This window comes from Pandoraea sp. CB10b_02 (assembly GCF_002216225.1).
Classification (GTDB): domain Bacteria; phylum Pseudomonadota; class Gammaproteobacteria; order Burkholderiales; family Burkholderiaceae; genus Pandoraea; species Pandoraea nosoerga.
The window spans coordinates 100,382-114,610 of sequence record NZ_NJGW02000010.1; the positions used below are offsets into that span (position 1 = coordinate 100,382).

18 protein-coding genes and 1 tRNA gene are annotated in these 14,229 nt (G+C 59.3%); 2 read left to right on the plus strand and 17 right to left on the minus strand.

Features of this window, described 5'->3' with window-relative positions; genetic code table 11:
• Positions 1-717: 717 nt before the first annotated feature.
• From CDN36_RS12890 to CDN36_RS12930, 9 genes are all read right to left on the minus strand, one after another.
• Positions 718-1,797: a TrbL/VirB6 family protein gene (locus tag CDN36_RS12890; RefSeq protein ID WP_287496927.1), complete on the minus strand. Its 1,080-nt coding sequence runs from the start codon at positions 1,795-1,797 to the stop codon at positions 718-720.
• 1 nt (position 1,798) lies between these two features.
• Complete coding sequence (locus tag CDN36_RS12895) at positions 1,799-2,059, minus strand: EexN family lipoprotein (protein ID WP_287496928.1); 261 nt, start codon at positions 2,057-2,059, stop codon at positions 1,799-1,801.
• Positions 2,056-2,541 carry a hypothetical protein gene (locus CDN36_RS12900; RefSeq protein WP_287496929.1) on the minus strand — a complete coding sequence of 162 codons (486 nt, stop codon included), beginning with the start codon at positions 2,539-2,541 and terminating at the stop codon, positions 2,056-2,058. The genes CDN36_RS12895 and CDN36_RS12900 overlap by 4 nt, the downstream gene beginning before the upstream one ends.
• A 12-nt stretch (positions 2,542-2,553) precedes the next feature.
• Positions 2,554-3,276 (minus strand): P-type DNA transfer protein VirB5, encoded by a 723-nt coding sequence (gene virB5 / locus CDN36_RS12905; protein WP_287496971.1) that lies wholly within the window; start codon positions 3,274-3,276, stop codon positions 2,554-2,556.
• Between the two features lie 340 nt (positions 3,277-3,616).
• Positions 3,617-3,874: a hypothetical protein gene (locus CDN36_RS12910; RefSeq protein WP_287496930.1), complete on the minus strand. Its 258-nt coding sequence runs from the start codon at positions 3,872-3,874 to the stop codon at positions 3,617-3,619.
• Positions 3,875-3,892: 18 nt separating this feature from the next.
• A complete protein-coding gene (locus CDN36_RS12915; RefSeq protein ID WP_287496931.1) occupies positions 3,893-4,903 on the minus strand; it encodes a relaxase/mobilization nuclease domain-containing protein in 1,011 nt (336 codons plus the stop codon).
• Entirely contained in the window at positions 4,900-5,439 is a 540-nt protein-coding gene (locus CDN36_RS12920; RefSeq protein WP_287496932.1) for a hypothetical protein, read from the minus strand. The genes CDN36_RS12915 and CDN36_RS12920 overlap by 4 nt, the downstream gene beginning before the upstream one ends.
• Complete coding sequence (locus CDN36_RS12925) at positions 5,436-6,239, minus strand: hypothetical protein (RefSeq protein WP_287496933.1); 804 nt, start codon at positions 6,237-6,239, stop codon at positions 5,436-5,438. Before CDN36_RS12925 ends, CDN36_RS12920 begins: the two co-directional genes overlap by 4 nt.
• 18 nt (positions 6,240-6,257) lie before the next feature.
• Complete coding sequence (locus CDN36_RS12930; RefSeq protein WP_287496934.1) at positions 6,258-6,479, minus strand: plasmid-related protein; 222 nt, start codon at positions 6,477-6,479, stop codon at positions 6,258-6,260.
• A 336-nt stretch (positions 6,480-6,815) separates the two neighbouring features.
• On the opposite strand from CDN36_RS12930, the gene CDN36_RS12935 reads away from it, so the two are divergent.
• Complete coding sequence (locus CDN36_RS12935; protein ID WP_287496935.1) at positions 6,816-7,130, plus strand: hypothetical protein; 315 nt, start codon at positions 6,816-6,818, stop codon at positions 7,128-7,130.
• Between the two features lie 16 nt (positions 7,131-7,146).
• Here CDN36_RS12935 and CDN36_RS12940 read toward each other — a convergent pair whose 3' ends face one another.
• From CDN36_RS12940 to petA, 7 genes are all read right to left on the minus strand, one after another.
• The gene (locus CDN36_RS12940) at positions 7,147-8,193 is read right to left on the minus strand and encodes a tyrosine-type recombinase/integrase (RefSeq protein ID WP_287496936.1); all 1,047 of its coding nucleotides are present in this window, start codon (positions 8,191-8,193) and stop codon (positions 7,147-7,149) included.
• 97 nt (positions 8,194-8,290) lie between these two features.
• A tRNA-Thr gene (locus CDN36_RS12945) sits at positions 8,291-8,366 on the minus strand.
• Between the two features lie 121 nt (positions 8,367-8,487).
• A complete protein-coding gene (locus tag CDN36_RS12950; RefSeq protein ID WP_287496937.1) occupies positions 8,488-8,943 on the minus strand; it encodes a ClpXP protease specificity-enhancing factor in 456 nt (151 codons plus the stop codon).
• 75 nt (positions 8,944-9,018) lie between these two features.
• Entirely contained in the window at positions 9,019-9,630 is a 612-nt protein-coding gene (locus tag CDN36_RS12955; RefSeq protein WP_039406214.1) for a glutathione S-transferase N-terminal domain-containing protein, read from the minus strand.
• Between the two features lie 83 nt (positions 9,631-9,713).
• Positions 9,714-10,433: a cytochrome c1 gene (locus tag CDN36_RS12960; RefSeq protein ID WP_287496938.1), complete on the minus strand. Its 720-nt coding sequence runs from the start codon at positions 10,431-10,433 to the stop codon at positions 9,714-9,716.
• 31 nt (positions 10,434-10,464) lie between these two features.
• Complete coding sequence (locus CDN36_RS12965; RefSeq protein ID WP_150556087.1) at positions 10,465-11,850, minus strand: cytochrome b; 1,386 nt, start codon at positions 11,848-11,850, stop codon at positions 10,465-10,467.
• A gap of 2 nt (positions 11,851-11,852) precedes the next feature.
• On the minus strand, positions 11,853-12,467 hold the full coding sequence (gene petA / locus CDN36_RS12970; protein ID WP_150556086.1) for a ubiquinol-cytochrome c reductase iron-sulfur subunit: 615 nt from the start codon (positions 12,465-12,467) through the stop codon (positions 11,853-11,855).
• 418 nt (positions 12,468-12,885) lie between these two features.
• On the opposite strand from petA, the gene mscL reads away from it, so the two are divergent.
• Positions 12,886-13,332 carry a large conductance mechanosensitive channel protein MscL gene (gene mscL / locus CDN36_RS12975; protein WP_287496939.1) on the plus strand — a complete coding sequence of 149 codons (447 nt, stop codon included), beginning with the start codon at positions 12,886-12,888 and terminating at the stop codon, positions 13,330-13,332.
• Between the two features lie 129 nt (positions 13,333-13,461).
• Here the strand turns inward: mscL and CDN36_RS12980 are convergent, their stop codons facing one another.
• Positions 13,462-14,211, minus strand: coding sequence for a Nif3-like dinuclear metal center hexameric protein (locus CDN36_RS12980; protein ID WP_287496940.1), 750 nt, complete (start codon positions 14,209-14,211; stop codon positions 13,462-13,464).
• Between the last annotated feature and the right edge of the window lie 18 nt (positions 14,212-14,229).

Genomic DNA, 14,229 nt, shown 5'->3' on the forward strand with positions numbered 1-14,229 from the left:
GTTTTGGGAAAAACCGGATCAATTCAATGGTAGTGGATTGAAAGCGCCTTCGGCGCTACCACCCATCCCCCCGCCCTTCCGCCAGCGGGAAGGGAGCGAGTCGCCCTCTGTCGTCAGGGGTGCAGCCGGCGGGGCGCTTCGCCTCCTTGTCTGCCCCCTGCCTGTAAGGCGTGGGGTCGCTCCTGCCGCGTCAAGGGGCCGTGTCCTCGCCCTTCGGGCTGCGGGCCGCACCAACCCCTTGACCCGTCATCCGCTCGGCACTGTGGGGCCGTCTGGTGCATCCTGGCGGGGTTTCGGCTGGAAGGGGTGTCAAGGGCGGGACCGGAGGCCGCAGCCCGGAGCGCAGCGCAGGGACCGGGCGAGGATTCCGGGCGAAGCCTTTACCCTTGATGCCCCTGAAAGCCATCCAGCCTATCGGCCAGGGGGAGGAACAAGGCGAAGCCGCCGGGCCTGCCCCCGCAGCCAGTCCGGCAAGATCGGACGCGGGATGCAACCGAAGGGGTTGCCCAAGAGAAGCGCGGAGCGTTCGGACTGGTGACAGATTGTCGACCTGGTGCAGCTGCCGGCGTCACCATTCCGGCCGGATGGTGACGCGATCGCGCGCTCGAGCAAGATCCGTTGTCACCAACAAGAAGGCCCCGCCTCGGCGGGGCCGTGGTGCAGATCGAGGGATTTACCGCCAACGCATGCATCGTCGTGCGGTTTATCCCTCATTGTTCAACCCTTCTCGATCTTGCCACCGCTGGCGCGCCCCCAGTTCTTGCCTACGTTTTGCATCACATGCTGGCGGTAGGCCGGATTCCAGAGCGTATTGCCTGCCATCAAGTGATTAGTGCGTCCGGCGGTGACCATCATTCCCGACTGCATATCGCGGCGCGTGCTTGGTCCGTTGACTACCCTGGCCGCCGTCCGCATCGGTGCCATTGCGCCCTGAGCCATACCTCGTAACGTCACGGCCGCACTACTGATGCCGCCTGCGAGCTGGCCGGCGACGTTGTTAGTTTCGGCCATCAGCCAGAACATGACCACGGTGAAGGTGGTCAGCACCAGTGACGTGAATAGCGTATTTTGATCGCTGTCGAGATCGATGCTGTTAATCAGTACGTCAAAGCCCTTGAAGGCCAGCCCCATGACGGCCGCCACCAGGGCGATGCGCAGAATGTATGTCATGACCTGACCGAACCAGCTATCGAAGAACCTCGGCGTGGCAGGCCAGAGCAGCAGAGCCACGAAAACCGGACCGATGCCGAGCATGATTGTCAGTGCGGCTTTCGCCACAACGATCATGCCGCCGGCCGGCACTCCAATCAGGCCCGTTGCAAGCGCGATGATGGTGGCATTGATGTATTCCCCGAACATCGTGCCCATCTCGGTTATGCCGCGATTCCCGGCCTTCTCCCAAAGGTCGGCGGCGATACCCCATCCCTTGCCGAGCGCTGTATCCACGACCGAATAGACCGACGTGGAATTTGCCCCCGCACCTGTCCCGGCAAAGGCCGAGGTGAAACCGGTCTCCAGCGATTGGATGCTACCGATGACCCAATCCAAGTAGGTTGCCGCGTTCAGCGCCAGGGCACCGATGAACAAGTATTTGGCGCACGTTTTGATGAATGTAGAGAACGGCAGCTCGACATAGCCCCAAACAATGGAATAGCCCACCAGCGCCAGATGAATGGCAGCACCACCAATGAAAAACGGGGTGAAGGTCGAAATGACTTCACGCACAGTTCCGCTGATGAACGGATTCAGCGCCGCATCGAGGTACTGGCCTATGAACTGAAAAATCATCGGGTTCATGTCATTCCCCTTTCTTGCTGAAATCGACCGGCGGCAGCTTCAGATAGCCCCGTCGCGAAAGGTCTTTCTCGTTCTGCGCTTGCTGAGCGTTGATGCAGTTTGGAGACGCCGCCAGTTCGCCGGGGCTGCTCTTGCACTTGGCGATCATGTCTTTTCGTTGCGTGTCATGGGTCTTGTACCAATCGACTGTTTGGACGGGCGTGCTCTCGCCGCAGCCGGCCAGGACGGCGACGATAACGAGGGAGAGGGCGGGCTTTTTCATTTCCTCACCTTCTGCGTTTCCACATCGATGACTCGGCTGGAGCCGAGGCGAGCTTCATGCTGATGCAGCGCCTCCAAGGCGTGAGCGACCTCGGCGGCTTGAATGATTTGGCGGGACGCGAGGAAGCGTAGCGTTGCTTCGCGGCGGCCGGCATGAGTCGGCGTAGCGAACCTTTCAAGCCCGTTGAAATAGCCGATAGACACGCTTGTGATTGCACACGCGGCAGCTAGGAGCGTTGCTTGCCAGCTCATGAGCCGGCCTTCATGAAACAGCGGAAGTGTGAAGCCGAACCAGTCGTGAGCAGCGAAATAGAAGACCATGAAGGCCAAGTAGACGGACACTCCATCCATAGCGAACATATTTATTTCGGCACCGATGGCGATGGTTTCCTTCGATTTTCCGAAGCGACGTACGTCACACCAGAAGCCTATAACCAGCGCCGCGTATAGGCTCGAAACCGCACCCAAGAGAACGTAGATCATGACCGCCCTCCCTTAATTCGTAAGCTGTGGCAGAAGCCAGCCACGCCGAGCGCCTGCTTTGGCATTCAATTCGCGTTGCCGCTGCGCCTGCACCTTTTCTTCGGCCTGGTCGACCATCTGATACAGATGCAGCTTGGTCTGCTCGGCTTGGATCATGGCCAGCTCGGCCCCGAAGCGGGCTTGCAGTTCCGCGATGGCCTTCGGGTCTTGCGTATCGTTGATCTTGCCCATCAATTGGTCGATTTGGGCAAGCCGGCCCTTCGCCGCATCGTAGGCGTCGAGCGCGGCGGCCTTGTCCTGCGACGGCTTCACGGCGCGGGCCTCGCACGCCTTCTTCGCGTCGTCGGCCTTGATGAACGCGCAGCTATCGAACACCTTGTTATCGGCGTAGATTTGCGCCCCTCGTCCGCTCAGGCCGTCGTAGCCGCCGTTTTTCACGGCGTCGTAGACACCCTGCCAGTCCTTCGGCAGATAGTCGCGCAGCGCCGGGTTGTTCATGATCGTTCCGAGGCCACGGGAACCCGTGATGGACGAATACTGCTGTCGCATCTGGTCGATTTGCGACTTCATCTGTTCGACCTGTTGCGCCCACCGGGCCGTGTTCGCGGCGAACTCGGCGACAGTCATGGGCGAGTCCGTCGCTTGGCTGGTGACGGTTACAGGAATTTGTGCGAACGTGGCCGGCGACATAGCCATGCCGGCGGCCAGGACAAGAGATATGGGGAGAGATTTCATGTTCGCCACCCGTAAGAAGAGTTGAGGGCGAACGCCGGACGGTAGCTGTTCCCGTCAGTCAGGGCTTTCTTTTCGGCTCGGTACCCGGCACGCGCGAGGCGCTCTTAGGGCTATCACAACACGTCTTTCCGTAGTTCGTCAGGGTCCGTCTTTTCCGGTACCCGTATGTCACGCCACTTTCAGCGAGTCAGATTGGCATTGGTCCCCAATCGTCAGGCCCTTCTTTTCAGGCCGGCACCCAGTACGCCAACGCGTTGTTAGGGCGGGTATCAGCGCTCGTGGAGTTAAAGAAACATCCTAGTAAAGGATGCGGGTTCAAATAGTACTTCGCCGCGCGGCCTTACGGCCACCATGCTTGACGGTCAACGATAATCCGCTCGGATAGGTAGGGGATATTTGCCAGCTCATCCAATGCCATCTCCACCGTTCTGAATCGATATGGCTGATTGCCATCATCTGTTACCGAAAGCTCAACGGAGCCGTCAGACACAGCCAAAGCAAATCCTTTCCGATAGTCGGCGCGTAGGATGACTTGCACATCGCCAGTACGCTCGAGGCTATCGCAATAGCTTTCCAGGTCCTTGAAACGTAACGACATCTCATTTCCCTCCAGCGTTCAGCGCTCTCTGTCATGAAGATCAGCACGAGCTTCCGACGATCCCCTCTCGATGACGGCCGTCTTTTTGTGCTCAGTCGAACGGAACCGGCTGCGCAGCTGGCCCGCAACCGGCATCTCGCCAACGAATCGGGTGATTGCGAGCGCAAGTCGCTGATCTTCCGCATTGCCGGGCACCAGCGTTCTTGCGAGCTTGCCGTAGGCATATACCACCTTCCTCATTGCGCTGAAATTGTCTTGCCTCGCGCCGTGGATGCCCCGCCTCTCCCTGACAGCTTCGAAGCGCCCATCTTTCTCCATGTGCCATACGGCTTGCTTCTCCGCGCGCCGGGTCGCGCCGCGCGCAATCCGCGGTGTCGCGTTTGCCTCAATGCCGCAGTCGCGCAATGCTTCTGCGAAGCGCTCTCGCCAATGCTGGAGGTCGGCTTTACGCGGGTTCAGTCGTGAGCCGTCAATGCCGAGCGATTTGACACAAAGATGCACGTGCGGGTGCCTTTCGTCATCGTGGGCAGCGAAGACATAGGCGTGATTCGCGCCAAACTCCGACGCCGCGAAAGCGCGAGCAGCCTCTTTGACTGCCCTCCTATCCGTACCGGGGGGCATGGACAGGACAATATTGAGTGCTTCCCTGCGCTGTCCCTCCTCCGGGATGCCGTATTGCCCGTTCTTCCATTCATCGCGAAGGTCGCGCACGGCCTCCCGGCCAACGATAGTCTCGCCGTCCTCATTTTCGAGCTCGACGCAACCGTTGCGAGAGATATAGTCCAGATGCGCTTTGATTTGGCGCATGCCTTTGCCGCCACCGGAAATTTTCACCATCACTTCTGGGACCCGGTGCGTGGTCAGGGCAAGCTTTTCGCGGATGCGAGCAGTACCGGCGGCCTTAAGAGGCTTGATGGACTGTGTAACTCTCGAATGAGTGACTGTGCGCCTCGCTAACCGGCCTCTCACCGGCGCGTAGTACAGCAGCTCTCCCCACTCCTTCAGAATCCCATCGATCACCCGGCTCATTTCAGCCTCCACCGATCGATATTGGCGCGGATCATGCCCGACACCTTTTCGGTGTGAGCGACAATCTGTCGGGAGAGGGCTCCGATATGCTCGACCTTCAACATCACATGCTCGCTACTGTCTGCATTGATCCGACGTGCAATCTGATTGAGGTTCCGGCCAATGGCCAGCAACCGGGTATTCGATTCGCCGAGCACTCGCAACTCCACCATGCCGAACTGCGGCTCAGCGGTCAAGTTGGCTCGAACGAGATTGACCACCCATTGGTTGGACGACATCTCCAGGCTATCCGCAAGCACGCGAATCTTTGCCAATTCGGACTCAGTGAGTCGTAGCTCTAGTCGCCGGCGTGAAGTGTCAGGCTGGTCGCGCTCGATATGTGCGCTGGCATGGTTTTGCGTTGCATTGCCGAGAAGGTGTCTAATGACCTGCCGAACAGCGGCGCTGGGCGTAACGCCACTCTTCGCACAGTGATCACGCCATTTTCGCTTCAGGTCGTAGCCGAGTTGAACGCTGAGAATTGGACTAGATTTCATGGCTTCTCTCCCTCGGACCAGCGGGCAAGCATTGCCCGAATCTCTGGCAGGTGGCGCTCCGCTGCGGCTCTGCTGGCAGCCGCGGTGGGGCGTTCTGATCGCTGGTCTGGATTCACCTGTTGGCGCGTTGTCTTTCTAGCTGCCGTAGGATTGAAGTTGCCGTTCCTAAATTTGCGCACCACGCCAACAACCCAGTGCACTGGCGTCTGCTGGATCTTGCCTCGCTCCATCGCCCAAGCGAGCTCACTCAATATCAACTGCGCATCCGCCTTCGGAAGCTGATCGAGCTCCTTGCGAATGGCTGCTGCCTGAGAGGCAGATAGTCGTTGCGGCAGCACCAGTGGAGAATCCGAAGATTCGGCCGAAGTAGTAGTGGTATTTGTTGATACTTGTTCTTGTTCTGTATTTGTATTTATTAGCGTTGGCTTCTCCAACGTAGGCGTGGCCGGCTGCGGATATACCGTGTTCGGCTTTTCCGTACCCGGCGCCAACTCGTCCCCGGGGACGTCTGTTACCTCCCAAGCCGTACTCTCGTACTGGCCGCGTTCGTTCCGTCTGTGACGTATTGTGAGATAGCCTGCAGCTTCCAGCTCCTTCACCCTTGCCCTTGTGGCATCCCGCCCGCATTTTTTTAGCTTCGCCAGATGCGAAAGGCGAAGCCGAAAGTTATCTGGCAAATGCAGGACATATACGAGTAACCCGAGTCCTCCCCAGGAGAGCCGTGAGTCACGGATAAGGTCATTCGGCAGGATGGTGAAGTCGCTGCGGACCTTGCGTTTGATGATGACGGCATCGGTCATAGTCACCACCACGGCGGCTCAGATAGGAATGTCCAGTTGCAGCGCGTCCTTGACCTGCAACGTACGGAAGTACACCCGACGCCCAACGCGAAGCATCGTCGGCTTCAGCCGCCGCGAAACATCGGTATTCGAATAAAGGGCAACGCGGACGCCGTCGGCGGAACGACCAAGCAGGGAGGCGATATCCGCGATGCTCATCAATGGCCCGAACCGCCCCAAAAGGTATTCTTCCGTTGTCATAAGTACGCTCATCGGAACAAAGATAATTGAGCGTATTCTTGCGTCACCTAGCTCTTCAATCAAGACTAAGCCATTGATTTACAAGACCAAAATTTGCAATCGTCAATTACCATCGTTGGGCACACATAAAAACCATGATGATGTATTTTGGTATTATTTCAATTGCCGAACACATCAAACCCCTATAAAAATCATGAGGTTGGTCGATGGCTATCAATAACAACGAATCAATTTAAAATATTCAAAACACACTGTTGTTTTTTGATCGCACGAAACCCCAAGCTGACAGCTCACCAGTTGGCCAGCGCGACAAATCAGCACTAGGAGCTTTGCATCATGAGAACTCTTGCTTATCGACTTCGTCGAAAATGGCAAAACCGCAAGACATACAAGGAGTTCTCGGCGATGCCAACGGCGCTCGTTGTGTTCTTTGCGCTAGTTGGATATATCGAAGCCGGCTACGTCGGCTTTGCGCTGAGCGAGGTACTACCCGGCTACTTGCGAACCGCGAATACCATTCCTCTTGATGCCTGGGGCTGGCAAGGTTGGCTGGTACTCTTTCTGCTCGGCGGGCTGGGCTTGTACGTATGGGTGTTTGGATCGATGGCGGTTCGATGCAATGCCATCCTCCAGGAGCGGCTATTCAAGTAGGCCAGTCCCAGATGAGCTAGGCCGAGCGCCGAAGACCATCGAGCTTTTGCACAAGGTCTTCTGCCCGAAGATGCGTGTATCGCTTCAGCATCTGCATAGACTTATGCCCGCTGATCGAGGCGACCTCCTGATCGCTCAATCCGGCCTCGACTAGACGGCTGACGGCTTCATGGCGAAGGTCATGGAAATGTAGGTCTGCCAAGCCCACATCGCGAACGATGGCGGCCCAGAGCTTCTGAAACACGTACGGCTTGCGTTTCCCATCCCGCCCCGGCTCGCCAAAGAAAACGAGATCTGTGTCGATCGGCCGCACAGGATTGTCCAGCGCGGTGCGAAGAATCTCAGTCGCCGCGCGGGTCAATGGAACCACTCGTCCTGAACCGTTCTTTGTGTCCTTCAAGGTAACGAGACGCCGGTCCACATCGACCTGTGAACGGTGTAGGCCAGTGATCTCAGACGACCGCATACCGGTCTCGACCGCAAGCCGCACAATCCAGCCCAGCATCGGGTTGCTATGAGCGCCGACAGCATCGAACAATCGCTTTTGTTCCTCCGGGTTCAAGCGGCGATCCCGGCCGGCCCCCGGACTCGGTTTGCGGATATTGGCCACCGGATTGAAGGTGAGGCCGATCCCCCACTCTTGGATAGCTACCCGGAATAGGTGTCCGAGCATTGCCAGCTCGATGCGAACGGTGTTGTTCGACCTGCCGGCGGCCAGGCGCTCGTCGCGGTATTTGGCCACCAATTCGGCACTCACGGCTGCCATGGAGTACTTTCCGAAGAATGCATCCAAGTGCTGCGAGGTGAAGCGCTCGCTGCGCTGCGTCGTCGGCTTCTTGGTAACCGACACCTCTTCCATATACCGCTTCAGTGCGGCTGACACCGTGAGTTTTTCGGAGGGAGCACGCGACAGGTAGACACCCCGAACCATCTCATCTTCGGTCCGGCGCGCCCAATCCTCGGCGTCACGTTTGGTGCGGAAAGTCTTGGCCGTAGTCGGCCAACCGATCTTGCGGATGACTGCCTTCCACGTGCCGGAAGGCGTCTTGACGATGGTCGCCATGTACCTGTTCTGAGAGCTGACTGTACCGAAAATGTACTTTTCAACGCCCAGAAAGCACAAGGGGTTACGTGAAATTCACGTAACCCCTTGATTTTATTGGTGCCGGCTGCAGGACTCGAACCCGCCACCTGATGATTACAAATCAACTGCTCTACCAGATGAGCTAAGCCGGCGAAGTCGCACATTATAACCGATTCGTCGGTCACTGCGGCGATCCGGGAGTGCAAAATCGTCCATCCCGGCAGGCCGTCGAAATCGCGATCGCTCGCCCTTCCACTGGCCCACCGTCGCGGATTACTTCACCACCTTCAGACGAGCACGTCCGGCATTGCCGCCAGCCGCACCGCCACCTGGGCGCGTAGGATCCGAATCGTCATCGTCGGACGCCTGCACCGGCGGTGCCGCTTCCAGCACGGCACCGTCGTCCGCAGACGCCTGCTTGTCGACCGGGAACGCCATGCCCTGGCCATTCTCGCGGGCGTAAATCGCCAGCACGTTCGACACCTGCACTTCCACCTTCTGTGAAATGCCGCCGAAACGAGCGCTGAACTCAATCCAGTCGTTGCCCATCTGGAGCCCGCTCGTGGCATCGAAGCTGATGTTCAGCACGATCTCGCCATCTTTCACAAACTCGCGCGGCACACGCGTCTTGGCATCGACATGCACGGCCAGATACGGCGTGTATCCGTTGTCGGTACACCACTCGTACAGCGCGCGCAAAAGGTAAGGCTTGGTAGACGTTTCAGGCATATGACCAACTCGCCCCGCCGCGAGCCCCGTCCATCACCATCGACGGACCGGCCCCGCCAGCGGGCAATCAACGCATTAGCGACGCATGACCTTCTCGGACGGCGTCAGCGCTTCAATGTACGCCGGACGGCTGAAAATCCGCTCGGCATACTTCATCAACGGCGCGGCATTCTTCGACAACTCGATGCCATAGTGATCCAGACGCCACAGCAACGGCGCGATCGCCACGTCGAGCATCGAGAACTCCTCGCCCAACATGTATTTGTTCTTCATGAAAATCGGCGCGAGCTGCGTCAGGCGATCACGAATCGACAAACGTGCCTTCTCGTGCAGTTTCTCGGCCGCCTTGCCCTTGTCGTTCTCCAGCGTACTTACATGCACGAACAACTCTTTCTCGAAGTTGAACAGGAACAGGCGCGCACGAGCACGTTGCACCGGATCGGCCGGCATCAGTTGCGGATGCGGGAATCGCTCGTCAATGTACTCGTTGATGATGTTCGATTCGTACAGAATCAGATCGCGCTCGACGAGGATCGGCACCTGACCGTACGGGTTCATCACCGCAATGTCTTCCGGCTTGTTGAACAGGTCGACGTCACGGATTTCGAAATCCATGCCTTTTTCGAACAAAACCAGCCGGCAACGCTGGGAGAAGGGGCACGTCGTGCCCGAGTACAAAACCATCATAGCGCGTCTTCCTTAAAAACCAACGGGGCCGGGGCGGGAAATCGACGCTTCCCATACCCTGGCCCCGTCGTACAGACGTTATTTTACTTCACGTCCTTCCAATAGGCCGCATTCAGGCGCCAGGCAAGTACCGTAAAGAGTCCCAAGAACAACAAAACCCAGACGCCCAACTGCCGGCGCGTGCGCTGCGCCGGTTCCGACATCCAATCCAGATAAGATACCAGATCGGCCACCGCAGAATCGAATTCCACCGGTTTCATCGTCCCCTGCGTAATCTGCACGAATTGGGCCGGGCCATGCTGCGCGCCCTCCGCATGCTTCAATCCACGCTGCCCCTGCAACTGCCAGAACGGGTTCGGCATGCCCACATTCGGAAACGCCAGGTTGTTCCAGCCGGTCGGGCGTGTATCGTCCCGATAGAAGGTCCGCAGGTACGTATAAAGCCAGTCCGTGCCGCGCGCCCGCGCCTCCACCGACAAGTCCGGCGGGGCCGAGCCGAACCACGCCTTGGCGTCCGCCGCGCGCATGGCCACGGTCATCGTCTCGCCCACCTTGTCGGTCGTGAAAAGCAGATTGTTCTTGATGTCGGCTTCCGACAATCCCAGGTCCTTGAGCCGCGAATACCGCATCGAGGCCGCCGAATGGCAGTTCAGGCAGTAGTTCACGAACAGTTTCGCGCCCCGCTGCAGCGATGCCAGATCGTCGATCCGGTTCGGCGCCGTGTCCAGCGCCGCCCCCTCTTCAGCCATGGCCGGCGCCGCGAAACCACTGAGGAGCGCCAGGATGAGCAACAGTTTTTTCATCTTGATATCCCTAGTCGTCGATTCAGTGCGCTCAATGCGCCGCAAACGTCACGCGATCCGGCACCGGCTTGAACGCGCCCCGCTTGCTCCAGAGCGGCATCAGCCAGAAGAACCCGAAGTAATACAGCGCGCCGACCTGCGAGATCGCGGTCTTCACCGGGGTCGGTTCCTGAATCCCCAGATAGCCCAGCACAGCGAAAACGACGACGAGAATACCCAACAGCACCTTGTGGAAGCCCGGACGGTAACGAATGGACTTCACCGGGCTCTTGTCGAGCCACGGCAGGAAGAAGAGCGTCACTACCGCGCCGCCCATCACGACCACGCCCCAGAACTTGGCTTCGGTCAGATACATCGCGAGCAACAGCAGCACCACGCCGCCGGAGGCCGCCACCTTGGTGGTCGCGGCCGCCTTGCCCTTGATCCACCACACCGCCGTGACGATCACCGCCAGCGCCATCAGCACATGCTTGAAGTCGTCGGTCGTCGCGCGCAGCATCGAGTAGAACGGCGTGAAATACCAGACCGGCGCGATGTGCGGCGGCGTCTTCAGGGGATCGGACGGCACGAAGTTGTTCGCCTCGAGGAAGTAGCCGCCCATCGTCGGCGCGAAGAAGACGATCGCCGAGAACACCATCAGGAATACGCCCACGCCCATGATGTCGTGCACGGTGTAGTACGGATGGAACGGAATTCCGTCGAGCGGCCGGCCGTTGGCGTCCTTCTTGTCCTTGATCTCCACGCCGTCGGGGTTGTTGGAGCCGACTTCGTGCAATGCAATGATGTGCGCGACGATCAGCCCGATCAGCACCAGCGGGATGGCGATCACATGGAACGCGAAGAAGCGGTTGAGCGTGGCGTCGGACACCACGTAGTCGCCGCGAATCCACAGCGACAGGTCGGGGCCGATGAACGGAATCGCGGAGAACAGGTTCACGATCACCTGCGCGCCCCAGTACGACATTTGCCCCCAGGGCAGCAGATAGCCCATGAAAGCTTCGGCCATCAGGCACAGGAAGATCAGGCAGCCGAACACCCAGACCAGCTCGCGCGGCTTGCGGTACGAACCGTAGAGCAGCCCGCGGAACATGTGCAGATACACCACGACGAAGAACATCGAGGCGCCCGTCGAGTGCATGTAGCGAATGAGCCAGCCCCACGGCACTTCGCGCATGATGTACTCGACAGAGGCGAACGCGAGGTTGGCGTCGGGCTTGTAGTTCATCACCAGGAAAATGCCGGTGAGAATCTGGATCACCAGCACCAGCATGGCCAGCGATCCGAAGAAATACCAGAAGTTGAAGTTCTTGGGCGCGTAATACTCGGCGGCGTGATCCTTCCAAAGCTGCGTCAGCGGAAACCGACGATCGATCCAGCCCAGCAAGCCCGTCGTGTCGACCTGTTTGTCGGCGGCCATGATTACGCTTCTCCTTTTTCGTCTTTACCGATCACGATCTTGGTGTCGTTCACGAACATGAAACGGGGAACGTCGAGATTCAGGGGCGCCGGCTTGTTCTTGAACACGCGGCCCGACATATCGTAGGTGGAACCGTGGCACGGGCACAGGAAGCCCGGGTCCTTGCCCAGCGCCGGAATGGCATTCGCCTGGTAAGGGCCGGAAGGAATGCAGCCGAGGTGGGTGCAGATGCCGACCACCACGAGCACGTCCTTGTGCTCGGCACGCGCACGATACGCGTTCTTGCAGTACTCGGGCATCGGGTAGGAAAACGTTCCCTTGGAGTCCGGATCGGCCAGCTCGGACGTCACTTTGGACAGCGAAGCCATCTCCTCGGGGGTGCGGCGCACGATCCACACGGGCAGGCCGCGCCACGCCACGGTCATCTTCTCACCGGGCTTGAGGTTGCTGATGTCGGCCTCGACTGGCGCCCCGCCTGCCTTGGCGCGCTCCGAGGGTTCGAGGGAACTGACGAAAGGAACCAGAGTTGCAACGCCGCCCACGCCTCCAGCTACGGACGTTGCAATCAGCAGATTCCGGCGGCTACTGTCGACGGCCTTTTCTTGATTGTCACTCATCACAAGCCCCACACGGTTGAATTTGTATTTCCGTCAACCTTAAATCATACGCGAGCGCAAATGCCTGAAACAACGGCAAAACGCCCCAGCCTCCTAGTGGTTTTCGCGTATTTTCAAAGGATTGACGCACCCTGCGGGTGGCCGGCGGCCACCCGGGGTTTCGCTTCTGGGATGCTGCACGAGAACCGCTATGATCGCCGCTTTCGTTGACGCGTGCACGACATTTAGTCATCATTTTCCCTGTCTCGCCCCGGCGACATCGGGCCAGACCTATGGCAAACGCGTGACATCGACCGATGCCGCCGATGCCGTTGCCTTTCAGCCCCCCGGCCACTGCCGGTAACAATCAATGCCAATTCATGAGGGCTGGCGCAGCAGTGCTGTCCCCGGCGACTCATCAAAACAGCGGAGGAATGGCATGAGCTTCATGTCGGAATTCAAGGAATTTGCCGTCAAAGGCAATGTGATCGACCTGGCCGTCGGTGTCATTATCGGCGGCGCCTTCGGCAAGATCGTCGATTCGGTCGTCAAAGACCTCATCATGCCGGTCGTCGGCGCCATCTTCGGCGGGCTCGACTTCTCCAGCAAATTCATTCTTCTCGGATCGATCCCTCCCGACTTCAAGGGCAACCCGGCGTCCTATGCCGACCTGACCAAGGCCGGCGTGGCAGTCTTCGGCTACGGCAACTTCATCACCGTCGCGCTGAACTTCCTGATCCTGGCCTTCATCATTTTCGTGATGGTCAAGCAGATCAACCGCCTCAAGCGCCCGGCCCCGGCAGCGCCCGAAGCCCCGGCGCCCACGCCGGAGGACATCGTTTTGCTGCGCGAAATTCGCGACAGCCTCAAGAAGCAGAACGGCTGATCCCGGCGTTCCCGCCCTTTTCCTTTATTCCCCTTTCCTTTATTCCCTTTTCTTCCCTTCCGGCCCCTTTGCCTCCGCCCGCCGGGGTGCCTCGCGCCCCGGCTGCGCCCGGCCCTGACCGGCGGACGGTCAGACCGGATTCGGGATGTCGAAAAACCGATGCTCGAGCCCGAAGCGTGCGGCGACATGTTCGCCCAGCGCCCTTGCGCCCCCGCGCTCGGTCGCGTGATGCCCCGCCGCCAGATACCCCACGCCGCTCTCGCGCGCCAGATGGGTGGTCGGTTCGGACACTTCGCCGCTGATGTAGACGTCGGCCCCGGCCGCGATGGCCGCTTCGAAAAAGCCCTGCGCTCCGCCGGTACACCACGCCACGCGTCGCACTTCGCGCCCGGGCTCGCCTAGCATCAGCGGCGTGCGGCCCAGACGGGCCTCGACATGGGACGCCAGCGCGGCCAAGGTCGTCGGCTGCTCGGGTGCGCCCAGCCAGCCGAGCTGATCCGGGCCGAAACGGCCGCCATCGTCGGCTAAACCGAGCGATTTGCCCAGTTGTGCGTTATTGCCGAACTCGGGATGGGCGTCCAGCGGCAGATGAAAGGCAAACAGGCTGATGTCGTTGTCGATCAGCACGCCCAGACGACGCCGCTTCATGCCGGTAATGCGGGCATCCTCGTTCTTCCAGAAATAGCCGTGGTGAACGAGGACGGCGTCGGCGCCCCAGTCCCGGGCGGCTTCGAGAAATGCCAGGCTCGCGCTCACGCCGCTGGCGATTTTCCTGATCTCGCCGCAGCCTTCGACCTGCAGGCCATTCGGGCAGTAATCGCGAAATTGCCCGATTTGCAGGGTATCGTTCAGATACAATTCCAGTTCAACACGATTCATATAAGGCCTCGCTCTTTC

What these genes read in the sequence shown, in the direction of transcription:
- CDN36_RS12910 (WP_287496930.1), bottom strand. Translation starts at nt 3,874, where the DNA reads ATGTCGTTACGTTTCAAGGACCTGGAAAGCTATTGCGATAGCCTCGAG.
- CDN36_RS12940 (WP_287496936.1), bottom strand. Translation starts at nt 8,193, where the DNA reads ATGGCGACCATCGTCAAGACGCCTTCCGGCACGTGGAAGGCAGTCATC.
- CDN36_RS12895 (WP_287496928.1), bottom strand. Translation starts at nt 2,059, where the DNA reads ATGAAAAAGCCCGCCCTCTCCCTCGTTATCGTCGCCGTCCTGGCCGGC.
- CDN36_RS12950 (WP_287496937.1), bottom strand. Translation starts at nt 8,943, where the DNA reads ATGCCTGAAACGTCTACCAAGCCTTACCTTTTGCGCGCGCTGTACGAG.
- CDN36_RS12980 (WP_287496940.1), bottom strand. Translation starts at nt 14,211, where the DNA reads ATGAATCGTGTTGAACTGGAATTGTATCTGAACGATACCCTGCAAATC.
- CDN36_RS12935 (WP_287496935.1), top strand. Translation starts at nt 6,816, where the DNA reads ATGAGAACTCTTGCTTATCGACTTCGTCGAAAATGGCAAAACCGCAAG.
- CDN36_RS12920 (WP_287496932.1), bottom strand. Translation starts at nt 5,439, where the DNA reads ATGAAATCTAGTCCAATTCTCAGCGTTCAACTCGGCTACGACCTGAAG.
- virB5 (WP_287496971.1), bottom strand. Translation starts at nt 3,276, where the DNA reads ATGAAATCTCTCCCCATATCTCTTGTCCTGGCCGCCGGCATGGCTATG.
- petA (WP_150556086.1), bottom strand. Translation starts at nt 12,467, where the DNA reads ATGAGTGACAATCAAGAAAAGGCCGTCGACAGTAGCCGCCGGAATCTG.
- CDN36_RS12890 (WP_287496927.1), bottom strand. Translation starts at nt 1,797, where the DNA reads ATGAACCCGATGATTTTTCAGTTCATAGGCCAGTACCTCGATGCGGCG.
- CDN36_RS12925 (WP_287496933.1), bottom strand. Translation starts at nt 6,239, where the DNA reads ATGACCGATGCCGTCATCATCAAACGCAAGGTCCGCAGCGACTTCACC.
- CDN36_RS12915 (WP_287496931.1), bottom strand. Translation starts at nt 4,903, where the DNA reads ATGAGCCGGGTGATCGATGGGATTCTGAAGGAGTGGGGAGAGCTGCTG.
- mscL (WP_287496939.1), top strand. Translation starts at nt 12,886, where the DNA reads ATGAGCTTCATGTCGGAATTCAAGGAATTTGCCGTCAAAGGCAATGTG.
- CDN36_RS12900 (WP_287496929.1), bottom strand. Translation starts at nt 2,541, where the DNA reads ATGATCTACGTTCTCTTGGGTGCGGTTTCGAGCCTATACGCGGCGCTG.
- CDN36_RS12965 (WP_150556087.1), bottom strand. Translation starts at nt 11,850, where the DNA reads ATGGCCGCCGACAAACAGGTCGACACGACGGGCTTGCTGGGCTGGATC.
- CDN36_RS12930 (WP_287496934.1), bottom strand. Translation starts at nt 6,479, where the DNA reads ATGACAACGGAAGAATACCTTTTGGGGCGGTTCGGGCCATTGATGAGC.
- CDN36_RS12960 (WP_287496938.1), bottom strand. Translation starts at nt 10,433, where the DNA reads ATGAAAAAACTGTTGCTCATCCTGGCGCTCCTCAGTGGTTTCGCGGCG.
- CDN36_RS12955 (WP_039406214.1), bottom strand. Translation starts at nt 9,630, where the DNA reads ATGATGGTTTTGTACTCGGGCACGACGTGCCCCTTCTCCCAGCGTTGC.